At 44.8% G+C, this 15,583-nt stretch carries 14 protein-coding genes; 13 read left to right on the top strand and 1 reads right to left on the bottom strand.

What is annotated here, in order from left to right; genetic code table 11:
- Nucleotides 1-122: 122 nt before the first annotated feature.
- The 13 genes from ilvB to L6773_RS08660 all read left to right on the top strand — a co-directional run bounded on the left by ilvB (nucleotide 123) and on the right by L6773_RS08660 (nucleotide 15,003).
- Entirely contained in the window at nucleotides 123-1,910 is a 1,788-nt protein-coding gene (gene ilvB, locus L6773_RS08720) for a biosynthetic-type acetolactate synthase large subunit (protein ID WP_237853491.1), read from the top strand.
- The gene (gene ilvN, locus L6773_RS08715; protein ID WP_237853490.1) at nucleotides 1,910-2,437 is read left to right on the top strand and encodes an acetolactate synthase small subunit; all 528 of its coding nucleotides are present in this window, start codon (nucleotides 1,910-1,912) and stop codon (nucleotides 2,435-2,437) included. Before ilvB ends, ilvN begins: the two co-directional genes overlap by 1 nt.
- Nucleotides 2,438-2,626: 189 nt before the next feature.
- Entirely contained in the window at nucleotides 2,627-3,622 is a 996-nt protein-coding gene (gene ilvC, locus L6773_RS08710; RefSeq protein ID WP_255727726.1) for a ketol-acid reductoisomerase, read from the top strand.
- A gap of 166 nt (nucleotides 3,623-3,788) precedes the next feature.
- Nucleotides 3,789-5,408, top strand: a complete 1,620-nt coding sequence (gene cimA, locus L6773_RS08705) for a citramalate synthase (RefSeq protein ID WP_237853489.1) — start codon at nucleotides 3,789-3,791, stop codon at nucleotides 5,406-5,408.
- Nucleotides 5,409-5,592: 184 nt separating this feature from the next.
- Nucleotides 5,593-6,786, top strand: coding sequence for a 2-isopropylmalate synthase (locus tag L6773_RS08700; RefSeq protein WP_237853488.1), 1,194 nt, complete (start codon nucleotides 5,593-5,595; stop codon nucleotides 6,784-6,786).
- A 164-nt stretch (nucleotides 6,787-6,950) separates the two neighbouring features.
- Nucleotides 6,951-8,264 (top strand): 3-isopropylmalate dehydratase large subunit, encoded by a 1,314-nt coding sequence (locus L6773_RS08695; protein WP_237853487.1) that lies wholly within the window; start codon nucleotides 6,951-6,953, stop codon nucleotides 8,262-8,264.
- Nucleotides 8,265-8,453: 189 nt separating this feature from the next.
- Nucleotides 8,454-9,032: a hypothetical protein gene (locus tag L6773_RS08690; RefSeq protein ID WP_237853486.1), complete on the top strand. Its 579-nt coding sequence runs from the start codon at nucleotides 8,454-8,456 to the stop codon at nucleotides 9,030-9,032.
- Nucleotides 9,029-10,123 (top strand): 3-isopropylmalate dehydrogenase, encoded by a 1,095-nt coding sequence (leuB, locus tag L6773_RS08685; protein WP_237853485.1) that lies wholly within the window; start codon nucleotides 9,029-9,031, stop codon nucleotides 10,121-10,123. Before L6773_RS08690 ends, leuB begins: the two co-directional genes overlap by 4 nt.
- A gap of 250 nt (nucleotides 10,124-10,373) precedes the next feature.
- Entirely contained in the window at nucleotides 10,374-10,709 is a 336-nt protein-coding gene (locus L6773_RS08680; RefSeq protein ID WP_237853484.1) for an arsenosugar biosynthesis-associated peroxidase-like protein, read from the top strand.
- Between the two features lie 78 nt (nucleotides 10,710-10,787).
- Nucleotides 10,788-11,834: an arsenosugar biosynthesis radical SAM (seleno)protein ArsS gene (gene arsS, locus L6773_RS08675; protein ID WP_237853483.1), complete on the top strand. Its 1,047-nt coding sequence runs from the start codon at nucleotides 10,788-10,790 to the stop codon at nucleotides 11,832-11,834.
- A 272-nt stretch (nucleotides 11,835-12,106) separates the two neighbouring features.
- Nucleotides 12,107-12,526, top strand: a complete 420-nt coding sequence (locus L6773_RS08670) for an OsmC family protein (RefSeq protein WP_237853482.1) — start codon at nucleotides 12,107-12,109, stop codon at nucleotides 12,524-12,526.
- Nucleotides 12,527-12,705: 179 nt separating this feature from the next.
- On the top strand, nucleotides 12,706-13,866 hold the full coding sequence (locus L6773_RS08665) for a trans-sulfuration enzyme family protein (protein WP_237853481.1): 1,161 nt from the start codon (nucleotides 12,706-12,708) through the stop codon (nucleotides 13,864-13,866).
- A gap of 129 nt (nucleotides 13,867-13,995) precedes the next feature.
- Nucleotides 13,996-15,003 (top strand): metal-dependent hydrolase, encoded by a 1,008-nt coding sequence (locus L6773_RS08660; RefSeq protein ID WP_237853480.1) that lies wholly within the window; start codon nucleotides 13,996-13,998, stop codon nucleotides 15,001-15,003.
- A gap of 222 nt (nucleotides 15,004-15,225) precedes the next feature.
- On the opposite strand, the gene L6773_RS08655 is transcribed toward L6773_RS08660, so the two are convergent.
- Entirely contained in the window at nucleotides 15,226-15,414 is a 189-nt protein-coding gene (locus tag L6773_RS08655; RefSeq protein ID WP_237853479.1) for a hypothetical protein, read from the bottom strand.
- Nucleotides 15,415-15,583 lie beyond the last annotated feature (169 nt).

The following is a 15,583-nucleotide window of genomic DNA, read 5'->3' as shown; positions in this document are numbered from 1 at the left end:
TAATTTCTGGCATTCTAAATCTAATTCTAATTATTAGTTAATCACACCTACCAGAGGTTAGAAGCGAATATGATTTTAGAAAACTTTGACCTCTGGCGGGCAATATATATCCGCGAGACAATATGAAACCATCCGAATCAAGTTCACCGGCAAATAAAATTCAACAAAACAAACCACTCAAGTCTGTTAAGCATTCTGAGGATGAAGATTCCGTGCCTAAGCATAATGGCGCAGAGATCCTCATCAAAACATTAGCAGACCTCGAAGTGGATACCATTTTTGGGTATCCCGGGGGGGCGAACCTTCCTATTTATGATGTGCTTTTTGACGAGCATGATATGGAACATGTCCTGATTCGTCACGAGCAGGCAGGCTCACATGCAGCTGACGGCTATTCCAGGGCTACCGGTAAACCCGGCGTTGTGCTGGTAACATCCGGTCCGGGCGGAACTAATACTGTAACGGGTATTGCAACGGCTATGATGGATTCTATTCCTTTGGTTGTTTTGACCGGACAGGTTCCGACAAGTGTGATTGGCAATGATGCTTTCCAGGAAGCGGATATCGTGGGAATTACGCGGCCGATCACCAAACAGAATTACCTGGTTCGGGATGTTAATGAGCTTGAAAACGTAGTCCGGGAGGCATTTCATATCGCAACGAACGGCCGGCCGGGGCCCGTTTTGGTTGATCTCCCCAAAGATATGCTGAACACCGCTGCCCGATATTCCGGGATGAAGAAAGTGGATATCCCGAGTTTCAAACCAACACTTCATGGCCATCAGCCGCAGATTGCAAAAGCAGCTGAGATGATAAGTAAAGCAGAACGACCTTTACTGTATGTAGGCGGCGGGGCTATTTTGGGTGAAGCGTGGGAAGAGGTAACAGAGTTTGCTGAGAAACTGAATATCCCGATCACGACTACACTGATGGGGCTCGGTGCATTTCCGGAAAGTAAACCTCAATCTGTAGGGATGCTTGGAATGCACGGTACCTGGTATGCCAATATGGCGATGACTGAATGTGATGTTCTTCTCGCTGTAGGTGCCCGTTTTGATGATCGTGTAACGGGTAGATTGGATGGATTTTCACAGAAATCCCGAAAAATTCACATTGATATCGATCCCTCCTGTATCGGTAAAAATGTAGATGTGGAAGTTCCAATTGTGGGTGATGTGAAGAATGTTCTGCCGGCTATCGGAAAACTGGCTAAAGCGCCAAAGATTGATACATGGTGGGATACCATTCATGATTGGAAGAAAGAGCACCCGTTGAAGGTGCCAAAATCTGATGATGCTATCTATCCGCAACATATGATCAAGGCTATATCAGAAGCTACGAATGGAGATGCAATTGTGGTGACCGATGTAGGACAGCATCAAATGTGGGCGGCGCAGCATTATACGTATAATCATCCGCGTTCCTGGATCTCATCAGGCGGACTTGGAACGATGGGGTATGGTTTCCCGGCAGCAATGGGAGCTGCAATTGCGTGTCCGGACCGTGATGTAGTTTGTATTACGGGTGACGGTGGATTCCAGATGCTCTCTTGTGAATTGGCCACAGCCGTCGAATACAAGATCCCCGTAAAGATCGCCCTGATGAATAACGAATGCCTTGGTATGGTTCGTCAGTGGCAGCAACTCTTTTATAATAACAGAACCAGTTACTCAGTCTTCGGAAGTAATAATCCCGATTTCGTAAAACTGGCTGAAGCGTATGGTGCTGTAGGAATGCGGGCGAGCAATCCCATAGAGATGTATGAGGTACTCGACAAAGCGATGAAGATTAAAGACGGGCCTGTTCTGATGGACTTCCGTGTCGTGAAAACGGAAAATTGCTACCCGATGGTACCATCCGGGGCAGCTCTCGATGAAATGGTTGAATCTGACGAAGACGTGAAAAAATAATGGCAACTACTACAGTATTGAAAAAAGACTCCAGGCATACACTTTCCGTTTTAGTAAAGCACAATTTGAATACATTTTCCCGAATCATAGGGATTTTCAGCGGAAAGGGTTTTGAGCTGGACAGTGTCACTTTTGCATCTGAAGCAGAACCGGGAATGGCGCGAATTACGATTACCACCTACGGCGATGAAAAAACCGTCGAGCAGATCAACAAACATCTTCACAACGTGATTGACGTAAAGAAGGTTACCGATCTGACCCATAAAAAATGTATTGAACGCGAACTGGCAATTATAAAAGTATCAACCGCCAAAGCCGGTCGATCAGAAATCATGTTGATTGCTCAAGCCTTTAAGGCCAAAGTAATTGATATTACAAATGATAAGCTTGCACTTGAAGTTACCGGAAATACCGATAAAGTAGATGCAATCATCCAGGTTCTGAAGCCATACGGAATCACCGAAATGTCTCGAACCGGAAGTATTGCCCTGAAACGTGAATTCCAGGGAACTGTAAGTTTTAACTGAATTCCTCCCCTCCTTGTGCCGACCGCTTTTTGGTCGGGATAGGGAGGGGCTGGGGGTGGGTCCCACACTGATGCGTAGTGAACACACCCCTCGTCATACTGCTAAACGCAGCATGACTTTTCCCCTCTCAAGAGGGGAGTTTCTAAAAATTTTAAAATCAACATAACGAACCAAATACGAATCGATTCAATGAAAGTGAAAACATATTATAACGGAGATGCCGACCTTGATGTCCTTAAAGATAAAACCGTAGCAGTTATTGGTTACGGAAGCCAGGGACATGCTCACGCACTGAACCTGCACGAGAGCGGGGTTAATGTAATTGTGGGGCTCCGTGAAGACAGTTCTTCTTGGAATGACGCCGAGGAAGCGGGACTTAAAGTGTACGAAACCTCCGAAGCAGCAGCCAAAGGCGATCTTGTGATGATCCTGATCCCCGACCAGTTCCAGAAAGCCGTATACGAAGAGAGCATCGAACCCAATCTAGAAGAAGGGAATGCACTTTTATTTGCTCACGGGTTCAATATTCACTTTGATCAGATCGTTCCTCCTGAGAACATAGATGTTTTTATGGTGGCTCCGAAAGGACCCGGCCATCTCGTTCGGCGAGTTTTTACAGAAGGTTCAGGTGTTCCCTGCTTGTTTGCAATATACCAGGATGCCAGCGGTACGGCTAAAGACACCGCACTCGCATACGCTAAAGGTGTTGGCGGAACCCGAGCCGGTGTTCTTGAAACTACCTTTAAAGAGGAAACGGAAACCGATCTGTTTGGTGAGCAGGCCGTTCTTTGCGGTGGCGCATCCGAACTGGTAGCAACTGGTTTTGAAGTATTGGTTGAAGCCGGTTATCAACCCGAAATTGCTTATTTTGAATGTCTGCACGAATTGAAACTGATTGTAGACCTGATGTACGAGGGCGGGATTGCCGGAATGTACTATTCAGTGAGTGATACAGCTGAATATGGTGGATTTTCACGCGGTACACGTGTGATTGATAAAGACACCAAGAAACGAATGAAGAACATTCTTGAAGAAGTCCAAAACGGCGACTTTGCTCATGAATGGATCAATGAAAACAAAGAGGGTCTTCCTAATCTGAAGAAGATGAGAAAAGACCTCAGCGAACATCAAATTGAAAAAGTAGGTAAAGAGCTCCGATCCATGATGGACTGGATTGAGAAGTAATTGAAAGGAAACTTTATTGAAGAATTCCCCTCCTGTGTAAGGAGGGGCAAGGGGAGGTAGTCTCCACGTAACGATTTTTAAGTTGTTATTTGACTTCTGAACCACCCCTAAATCCCCTCCTTGAAAAGGAGGGGACACAGTAACTAAGATTCAAACTGAAACAGATATGTCAAAGTCAATCCAAATATTCGATACGACTCTCAGGGATGGTACCCAGGGAGAGAAAGTCTCATTTTCGGCCGAGGATAAGCTTCGAATTGCCAAGCGGCTCGACGAATTTGGTATTGACTATATTGAAGGCGGATGGCCCGGCTCCAATCCTAAAGACATGGCGTTTTTTGATAAGGCGAAAAATCACAATTTTTCCCATTCAAAAATTGTGGCTTTTGGAAGTACATGCCGAGCAGGAAATCAACCGGAAGAGGATCCAAACCTTAAGGCATTGATTGCGGCTGAAACTCCCGCCGTATCACTTTTTGGAAAAAGCTGGCTCTTGCATGTTCATGAGGCTTTGAAAATTACCCCGGAAGAAAACCTTGAGTTGATCTCCGGCTCCATCGAATTTCTGAAAAAGAACGGTAAAGAGGTTATTTACGATGCCGAACACTTTTTTGATGGATATAAAGACAATCGCGAGTATGCGTTAAAAACATTGCGCGCTGCAGAATTATCCGGTGCCGATGTGATCGTTCTTTGCGATACAAACGGTGGAACACTGACGCATGAAATCACCAAAATTGTAGAAGACGTAAGCAATTCTATCGATGCAGCCATAGGCATCCACTCGCACAACGATTGTGAGTTGGGAGTAGCCAACGCGGTTGCAGCGATTGAAGCCGGTGCGGTTCACGTCCAGGGAACAATTAACGGGTATGGAGAGCGATGTGGAAATGCCAATCTTTGTTCCGTGATTCCGAACTTGCAGTTGAAGTTGGGATATTCATGTATCCCAGAAGAGCAGATGAAGCATTTGTCAACACTCTCGAAATATGTGAGTGAGTTGGCCAATTTGATTCCCGACAATAAACAGCCGTACGTCGGGAGGAGTGCATTTGCGCATAAAGGTGGAGTCCACGTCAGTGCCGTCATGAAAAACGAACAGACCTACGAACACGTTAAACCCGAATTGATTGGAAACAGTCGTCGGGTTTTGTTGTCTGAACTCTCCGGTAAGAGTAACATCTCATACAAATCGGATGAACTCGGTTTTGATTTCGACAAGACCTCAAAAGAGGGTGCCGAGATTATAAAGGAATTGAAGAAACTTGAAAATGAAGGCTACCAGTTTGAGGCTGCAGAAGCATCGTTTGAATTGCTGGTAAAACAGAAGACCAGTAAGAAGCCTGACTTCTTCCATTTGGAAGGATTTCGTGTGATTATGGAACGAAATGCCAAGGGCGAATCACGTGCGGAAGCAACAATTAAAGTTCGTGTAAATGATCAGGTTGAACTTTGTGCGGCTGAAGGGAATGGTCCTGTGAATGCCTTGGATGCGGCTTTACGAAAAGCCCTCTGTGAGTTTTATCCGGAGATCTCTACAGTCACACTTCAGGATTATAAAGTACGTGTACTGAATGGAGATGACGGAACAGGAGCAAAAGTTCGGGTACTGATCGACTCAGCCCAGGACGGATCAAGTTGGGGTACTGTCGGTGTTTCCGAAAATATTATTGATGCGAGCTGGAAGGCACTCTCAGAAGGAATTATCTATTTTTTGATGAACAAGAAAAGTAAACCCAAACATAAAACAACGATTGAATTTCCGCTTGAGCGGAGTACAGCGTAAATTAACATTTTGAAAATATTCCCCTCCTGCCTGGCCTCGATACGTCGGGGGTGGATAAAGGGGTTAGGGGAGGTAGTCTTAGGGCAACGAAATTTAAGTTGCTTGATATATTCTGAACTACCAATAAATCCCTTCCCTAAGCAGGATTGGAATTCTAAACAGCAATAAATAAACAGTCAAAATCATGGACAATCACATTACCATCTTTGATACAACCCTTCGAGACGGCGAACAGTCGCCGGGATATAGCATGAACAAGCCCGAAAAGCTTCGTCTTGCTCTACAGCTCGAAAAACTGGGTGTTGATGTGATTGAGGCCGGGTTCCCTATTGCATCAGATGGTGACTATGAAACCGTGAAAGAGATTGGAAAAACCATCAAAAAAAGTACGATAGCTGCACTTTGCAGAACTCGGCAGGTGGATTTGGAAAGTGCTGTTTCTTCTCTTGAACATGCTGCAAAACCACGAATTCATACATTTATTGCAACCAGTGATATTCACCTTCAGCACAAGCTCCAAATGAGCCGTGAAGAGGTGTTGGAATCTGCCGTGAACGCGGTTGAGTTTGCAAAATCTCATTATGATGATATTGAGTTCTCAGCTGAGGATGCTTCTCGAAGTGACCCGGAATTCCTGATTGATATTTTTACGGCGGTCATTGAAGCCGGGGCAACGACGATAAATGTACCGGATACAGTCGGCTATGCCCTTCCGTGGGAGTATGCCGATTTGATAAAAACATTGCATGACAATATTCCAAATATTGACCAAGCCACAATCAGTGTGCACTGCCATAACGATTTGGGTTTGGCAGTTGCGAATTCATTGATGGCTGTCCGAAATGGAGCCAGGCAGATTGAATGTACCGTCAACGGAATTGGTGAACGCGCCGGTAATGCCTCCCTCGAAGAGGTTGTGATGGCGATTGAAACCCGCAAAAATAATATGGATTACACAACGGGGATCAACACAAAGGAAATATATCCATCCAGCCAGATGCTTGCCCAGATTACCGGAAAAGGCGTTCAGCCGAACAAGGCGATTGTGGGCGAAAATGCCTTTGCACACGAAGCGGGCATTCATCAGCATGGTGTATTGAAGAATCCATTGACGTATGAGATTATGACACCGGATTCCGTAGGTCTGACATCAAACAAAATTGTGATCGGAAAACACTCTGGTCGGTTTGCCCTCGGCAAAAAACTGGAGGAGCTCGGGTATCACCTCAACAAAGAGGATCTGAACCGGGTGTACACGATGGTTACAAAACTGGCCGATGAACAGAAAGTGGTTAACGATGAAGACCTCATGAATTTGATGGCAACCACTAAATATTCAAAAGAAAAACCCGATAAGTCTGTAGTGGCCGGCGGGTAATGAATTTCCCCTTGAGGGGAGATAGAGTTTTTCAACACATTCTTGAAAAACTTTGAGGGATGTTTTTCCGATTAGGTTTGAACACACCCCTAAGTCCCCTTTCAAAAGGGGACTTCATTTAAAAACTTTTTAATTATAAACACTAAAAGAACAACTCCTGAATTATGGGAATGACGCTTACAGAAAAAATTCTTGCCAATCACAGCGGTAGAGATCATGTCTCTCCGGGCGAAAGTGTGTGGGTGGATGTTGATGTCTTGATGACACACGACGTCTGCGGACCACCGGCTATTGGCATCTTTAACAAAGAGTTTGGTGAGAATGCACGAGTCTGGGATAAAGAGAAACTGGTGATTATCCCTGACCATTATATTTTTACCAGTGACAAATATGCCAATCGAAACGTTGATGTACTTCGCGCATTCGCCGCAGACCAGGACCTGCCATACTTTTATGATGTGGGATCTGACCGATATAAAGGTGTTTGCCACGTAGCGCTTCCCGAAGAAGGCTTTACACGACCGGGAGAAGTTCTCTTTGGAACGGATTCCCATACATGTACGGCCGGAGCTTTTGGTCAGTTTGCGACCGGAATCGGGAATACTGATGCAGCTTTCATTATGGGAACCGGAAAGTTGTGGGTGAAAGTACCTGAAACGATGCGGTTTGTTTTTGAAGGCACTTCAATGCCGCCATATTTAATGGCAAAAGATCTCATCCTTAAAATTATTGGTGATATCGGAACCGACGGAGCAACTTACCGGGCAATGGAATTTGCCGGCCCGGGCATCAAAGCACTTACGATGGAAGACCGTATGACGCTTACCAACATGGCGATTGAAGCGGGGGGTAAGAATGGCGTAGTTGAACCCGATGAAATTACTGAAGAGTATGTAAAATCCAGGACCGATCATCCTTATGAATGTGTATATAGCGATCCTGATGCTGAATATTTCAGTGAACATTTCTACAACCTGGAAGAGATTGTTCCGATGGTTGCAAAACCACATAGCCCGGATAATAAAGCAACCGCTGAAGAGGTAGAAGGTACCCCGCTCGACAGAGCCTATATCGGTTCCTGTACTGGTGGAAAGCTGTCTGACTTTAAAGCTGCTGCTGAAATCATCCGTGGCAATGAATTAAAGATTGATACATACATAGTTCCGGCAACGACAGAGATTGCAAGAGGCCTTGAAACTGAAACTCTTTTTGGAACTCCGTTAATTCAAATCTTTAAAGAAGCGGGCTGCAAGATCGGAAACGCCTCATGTGCAGCATGTTTGGGTGGGCCGTCTGATACATTTGGTCGACTTCAAGACACCGAGGTCTGTATCTCATCCACAAACCGGAATTATCCCGGACGAATGGGATCCAAGCAGTCATCTGTCTATCTAGCATCGCCTTATACCGTTGCTGCATCCGCAGTTACAGGTGTGATTACCGATCCAAGGGTGTTCATCCAGGAAACGGTTATATAGTCATGAGTCTTGAGATTTGAGACATGAGACCTCCCCTCTCGAGAGGGGAGACAGATAGCGTAGCGTTCAGCGAAGCTATCAGGGGTGTGTTTACGGAGTTATGTTTAGAGACTGAATAGCCATCTCCCCTAAATCCCCCTTCAAAGAGGGGACACTTAATTTGAAAACAGAAAATTTTTACTCAATAACATGAGCAAAGAAGAAAAAGAACCCATCAAAGGAAAAGCCTTTGTATTGGGAAAGAATATTGATACCGACCAGATTATTCCGGCGGCACATCTTGTGTACAGTTTGGATGATCCTGAAGAACGAAAGTTATACGGAAAATATGCACTTTCGGGGGTACCGATTGAAGAATCCGGCCTGCCAGAAGGAGGAATTCCTCTCACTCAAGACGAAGAGACAAAAAGTGAATTTAAGATTATTGTTTCCAGCGATAATTTTGGGTGTGGTTCCTCTCGCGAGCATGCTCCTGCTTCCCTTGAAATTGCCGGGATTGAAGCGATTATCTCGCCATCTTATGCAAGAATCTTTTACAGAAACTCAGTTGATGGCGGATTTTTAATTCCATTTGAAAGCCTGAAAGATCTCAGTACCGAGATCAAAACAGGTGATGAGTTAGAGATTGACCAGGAGAACCATGAATTGATCAATCATACACAGGATAAAACGTATAAAATCAAACCTTTGGGCAGTGTGGCTGACATCGTTCACGCCGGTGGCATTTTCGCTTATGCCCGACAAAACGGAATGATCGAAAAAGCATGAAAGAAGTAAGTATTGTTGCGCTCCCCGGTGATGGAATTGGACCAGAAGTAACGGATGTTGCACTACAAGTTTTAGATACCGTTTGTGAACAGCACGACATTAAACTCAATGTTACAAAACGACCCTTTGGTGGAACTTGCTACGATGAGTTTGGCGAACCGGTTACAGATGAAATCTTAGAAACCTGTAAAGAACATAAAGTTGTACTTCTGGGCGCTGTTGGCGGCCCGAAATGGGATGACCTCAGCGCCAACTTGCGCCCGGAAGCTGCTTTATTAAAGCTTCGGAAGGAACTGGGTGTTTATGCCAATCTCAGGCCCATCTTTGTACACTCAGCACTTTCAGGATCATCCACACTTAAGGAAGAAGTTATTGAAGGAACCGATATTCTTATCGTTCGCGAATTGACCGGTGGAGTATATTTTGGCAAACCCCGATTTAGTGCCGAAGAAGATGGAGACCCATTTTCTGTTGACACGATGAAGTATAGCCGGTCTGAAGTTCAGCGTGTGGCTAGAATTGCTTTCGAAACCGCCAAACTCCGCGGGAAAAGAGTCTGTTCTGTTGATAAAATGAATGTTTTGGAAAGTTCACGACTGTGGAGAAAATCTGTACTTGAAGTAGCAGAAGAGTACCCGGATGTTGAATTGAGCCATATGCTTGTGGACAATGCCGCAATGCAGCTTATCAGAAATCCAAAGCAGTTCGATGTGATTGTAACCGGAAATCTGTTTGGAGATATTTTGAGTGATGAAGCCTCTATGCTTACCGGTTCAATTGGAATGCTGCCTTCTGCAAGTTTAGGTGGAGAAAATGGATTATACGAACCGGTCCATGGATCAGCACCGGATATAGCCGGGCAGGGGATTGCTAATCCGTTAGCTGCGGTTGCATCGGCGGCGTTGCTGTGCAGGCACTCGTTGAAATTGGAATCGGCAGCCAAACGTATTGAAGCAGCCATCCTGAAACTGCTGGATGATGGTTATCGTCCAGCTGATCTTTATAACGATGAACCCGGCACGACACTTGCCAACACGGAAGAAATATCAAATCGGTTGATCACCTCTCTCGAAGAAACTGCTAAGGCATAAGTTTTCTGTCAGGCTGGATTGATATTAATTCAGCCTGATTTTCTATCCTCTTTTTATCCTTTTGTGATATAATTCCTACTCGCCTTTACTATGATTCGTTCACATATCGAATGAATCACACCAAATTAATCTTTTATGTTTGTAAGAAATGAGTTATTTCCATGTGCATAAAAATCTGCTGACAAAAAACAATCTGTTCGACAAAGTACTTCGTATTTATTAATGAGAATCAAAAATCAAATAAAGCAATATGGATAAGAAATATTACGACCCCGAAGATCTTAAAAAGTTTGGTGATGTAACTGAATTTCAAAAAGAGTTAGGTGATAAATTTTTCGAGTATTACGGTTCTGTTTTTGAAGAGGGTGCTCTTACTAAAAGAGAGAAAGCGTTGATTGCTCTTGCTGTTGCGCATGTTATTCAATGTCCGTACTGCATAGATGCATACACAGATGAGACACTCCAGCAAGGCTGCTCTGAAGAACAGATGATGGAAGCCGTTCATGTAGCAACTGCTATACGGGGAGGTTCATCACTTGTTCACGGTGTTCAAATGATGAATCAGGTGAAAAAGCTCTCGATGTAAGATATTAAGATGTGTACACATCTGTATTTAAACAGAGCTGAATTGCAATCCCAAATAAGATAATTTGCAGCACAACGTATGAAGTCTCTTATAGCACAAAGCCACTCGTTAGCTGATCCTGAAGTACAGCTGGATATCATTAACAATCAAACCGAAAAAGTTAAACGGCTGGAGAAGTTCGAGTCCAAGATGGATGAAATTGGACTGTTTCCGCTGAAACCGACCGGAATTGAAATATTCCAGATCAATGTGGGGTACATGTGTAATATGACCTGCAAACACTGCCATGTTGATGCAGGGCCTGACCGGCAGGAGATCATGACAAAAGAGACGCTGGAGTACTGCCTTGATGCTCTCGAGCATTCGGACATCGAAACGGTGGATTTGACAGGTGGCGCACCGGAGATGAATCCGCATTTTCGATGGTTTGTAGATGAGGTTGCGAAGCTGCGTAAAGATATTATCGTGCGGTCGAACCTCACCATTTTGGATACCCGAAAGTTCGAAGACCTGCCCCAGTTTATGGCAGACCATGGGGTGGAGATTACCTGCTCGCTTCCGTTTTACAATAGGAGGAGAACGGATGCCCAAAGAGGGGAGGGAACGTATGATAAATCGATGAAAGTACTTAAAATTTTAAATGAGATCGGTTATGGTAAAGAGGAGTCAGGTTTAGAACTGAACCTTGTCTATAATCCCGTTGGGGCTTTTCTTCCGGGCGACCAGGAGTCACTCAAACAGCAGTACAAAGATCGTTTATGGAAAGATCACGGCATTGAGTTTAATGATCTTTTTACGATTACAAATCTGCCGATTAGCCGTTACCTGAATTTCCTCGTTACCAGTGGAAACCTGGATGAATATATGGAAAAACTTGTGACCTCATTCAATCCTGCAGCGGCCGAGGGTGTGATGTGCAGAAACACCATCTCCATTGGTTGGGACGGTACTCTTTACGATTGTGATTTTAACCAGATGCTCAAGATGGAGACCGAAAACGGCTCTCCTCAACACATCAAAGACTGGGATTTAGATGCGTTGAACGATCGGGAAATTATTACAAACCAGCATTGCTACGGATGCACAGCCGGTGCCGGCAGCAGTTGTGGCGGAGCTACGACTTGATCTTAATGTAATTTAATACTCGATCCGAAGGTCTTCCTTCGGATCGACAAACGGAAGCTCTGCTTCTTGTATTCAACGGGTGGTTGACTCGTTCAGTATCTTTGGAACCCATCTCCTCAATCCCCTTCCCTATTCCGCAACTGCACGGAACAAGGAAGGGGAAGTTATCTTTCCACTCATCCTTTTACAAATCAATCCACTACATTCTTTCCTCATCAGTCATAGAATTCCTATCTTCAATGCATAGAAACAGTTAGCTAAAATATTCTAAGATGATTAAAGTAAAACGACTTAACGACGCCGTTCACATGGAAGCCGAAAATGAGGATGGTGCTACCCTTCAAATGGATGGATCGGCTAATATCGGAGGAATCAATGGTGGATTCCGTCCGATGCAGATGTTACTCGCCGCAGCGGCCGGGTGCTCAACGATCGACATTGTAGGTATACTGAAAAAACAGAAACAAAATCCCGATGATATTGCGGTTGAAGTAACCGCTGATCGCCAAAAAGTCGGTACCTATTCAGAATTCAAAGCGATACACATGCACTATATTTTTACCGGCAGTGTAGATGAAAAAAAAGCTGAACGAGCGATCAACCTTTCTGTCAACAAATACTGCTCCGTATCCAAAATGCTGGAAAAAACAGCGAAAATTACGACCAGTTTTGAGGTTGTTAATGAAAAGTGAATTATGTACGCCGGACAGTGGCCAAGCCATCCCGAACCGTCGGGGGTTGACCGGGCTCAAAACTTTATTTTAGATATAAACCTGAATTTAATCTAGCAGTAACGGTCAAAGCCTGTCCCGAATACTTTTGGGGCTGACCGTTTTACAATTCCTGTAACTCGAACCCCGCAACCTGAAACATGCCTAAAAAGAAAAACTTCGAAACCGAAGCGATTCGCACCCAAACACCAACCACGGCCGAACGGGAGCACTCCACACCATTGTATATGACCTCCAGTTTTACCTTTGAGTCGGCCGAGCATGCCCGGGCACTGTTTGCCAAAGAGGTTGAAGGAAATGTATATAGCCGGTATTCCAATCCAAACACGGATGAGTTTATCAACAAAATGTGCAGGCTGGAAGGAGCAGAAGCGGGAGTTGCCACGGGCTCGGGAATGGCTGCTATCTTTGGCTGCCTTGCTGCCTTACTGGAACAGGGGGATCATGTGTTGGCATCACGGTCTCTTTTTGGTTCTTCTCACCAAATATTAAGCCAGATTCTGCCAAAATGGGGAATTACGTTTACGTACGGAGATGTCAAAAAAACGGAAGAATGGGAGTCACTCATACAGGATAACACGAAGATGTTATTCCTCGAAACGCCTTCAAATCCTGGATTGGATCTAATCGACCTTGAATGGGCGGGTAAACTTGCTAAGGCGCATGATCTCATTTTTGTCGTCGACAACTGTTTTGCCACTCCATACCTGCAGCGTCCCATAGAATTCGGTGCCGACCTGGTCCAGCATTCTGCGACAAAATTTATTGACGGACAGGGGCGAGCCATCGGTGGAGTGATCCTGGGAAGAGAGAAATACATGGAGGAGGTCGAATTTTTTACACGAAATACCGGCCCGGCTCTTTCCCCGTTTAATGCTTGGCTTTTCAGTAAGAGCCTGGAAACACTACCGGTTCGGATGGAGCGACACTGCGATAATGCCGAGAAGGTAACTGAGTTTCTGGACGGCCATCCGAAGGTCAATTTCGTAAAGTATCCCCATCACAACAGCCATCCGCAGTTTGACCTTGCCAAAAAACAGATGAAACGAGGCGGTGGTGTGGTTTGCTTTGAAATCAAGGGAGGGTATAAGGCAGCAGTGAAGTTTATTGACGGCATCCGTATGCTCAGTCGCTCTGCAAATTTGGGAGATACCCGAACAATCGTTACCCACCCTGCTTCCACCACACACTCCAAACTTACTAAAGAGGAGCGAACAGCAGTGGGGATTACAGAAGGCCTGATCCGGATTGCGGTGGGCCTCGAGAATGCGGAGGATATCATCGGGGATCTGAACTTGTAAATAAAGCTCTTTCTAACATGGAGTGAATGGAACCAGTATTTCAACTTCATTGTTTTTTGGGTTTTAATTCAAAGGATGGATATCCACTTAATAATGGTACATTGAGAGCAAACTCGCCCTGATTTAGGTATGGACCCAATAACACACGGATTTATCGGCGCTACGGCTTCCCAAACAGTTGCAAAGCCGGAAACTTTTCGGGCTGCTACTTTCACCGGATTCGTCTCAGCCATGCTTGCAGACCTGGATGTTTTCATCCCCACCGGCTCGGACCCGCTTATGATGTTGGAACTACATCGCCATTTCACCCACTCCATAATCTTCATTCCGATCGGAGCTTTGATTGCTACCTGTTTGACATGGTGGTTCGTGAAAAAGTATCTAACCAAGAAAGAAGCCTACCTCTACAGCTTTGCGGGCTACTCAACGGCCGGGGTATTCGATTTCATTACCAGCTACGGAGTATACCTCTTCTGGCCGTTCCTGGACGAACGCTACTCGCTCAATATTATATCTGTGTTTGATCCGCTCTTTACACTTGGTATTATCCTGCTGACAGGAATCGCATTCTTCAAAAAAAAAGTGTATGTAATACTTGCCGGGGGATGGCTCTTTCTCTACCTATCGTTCGGTTATATGCAGCAGCAACGAGCCGAGGAAGCTGCACTCCAGCTCGCATCGTACAAGGGGCATGATGTCGGGCGAATGGTGTTAAAACCCACCATTGCAAACCAGCTGCTCTGGAGCGTTCGTTATGAAGCCGATGGGAACTTATACGCCGCAGGCATCCGGCTCATTCCCTTTTTTGAACCGACCATTTATGACGGTGAACAGGCTCCGCTTCTGGAATGGGAAGAGAGGTTTTCAGCGTATGAAGGAACCACGTTATACCGCGACATCCGGCGTTTTTCAGCGTTATCGGATGATTTTCTGATCATGCACCCGGAACAGGAAAACGTGATCGGGGATGGCCGCTACTCCATGCTCCCGACAACACTCTCTCCATTATGGGGCATTGAAGTAGATACCACCAATATGGATCAGCATGTGACATTTGATGCTTACCGTGATGCAGGATCCGAGAACAGGCAGGCGTTTCTGAATATGCTTTTGGGCCGTAATGATGGCAATAAGTGATACATTTAGCCCTAGCTTCAAAAACTTCTGAAAAAATTAACTGATGTTTATGAACGGTAAAACTTTTAAAAAGCTATACCGGCCTCCAAATTGACAGAGGAAAAAAAACCGATCGGTTGGATTTGAATTGCAGTTGGGTTTGGAAATGCAGAAGATATTATTGAAGATGTTGGATAAGGGTTGGTTTTAAGTAAGTTATGGAAAGCTGTCGGGAGATATCTTTCATTCACTCTTTACTGCTGGCAAGGATCGGTTTTTTAATTTCTTCAACGCCTCCAATCCAATTCCTGCAGCTGCATACACAGAACCAACATAGAAAAGTTCTAATATCCCATCAGTCAGGTAGATATAAATTGCATCAATGGTTATATAAACGATCAAAAACCACAGGAAGTAAATATAAAAATTCATGTGCTTCACGATATTGGGATGATGAATTTAAGGGGCAATTTTTTTCAATTAACCTGTTCAGTTTCCTGATAGGCAGAATTATAATCATTGCATTCACCCGTGAATCCTTTTACAAAACTTTCCCAACCCAGGAAAAGGGCTAAAGAAAAACATAAAAGAGAGGCGATGA

Origin of the sequence: Rhodohalobacter sulfatireducens, assembly GCF_022012475.1 — a bacterium.
Lineage (GTDB): Bacteria > Bacteroidota > Rhodothermia > Balneolales > Balneolaceae > Rhodohalobacter > Rhodohalobacter sulfatireducens.
Note: the sequence above shows the minus strand (reverse complement) of the source record. Positions and strands in the feature narration are given on the sequence as shown.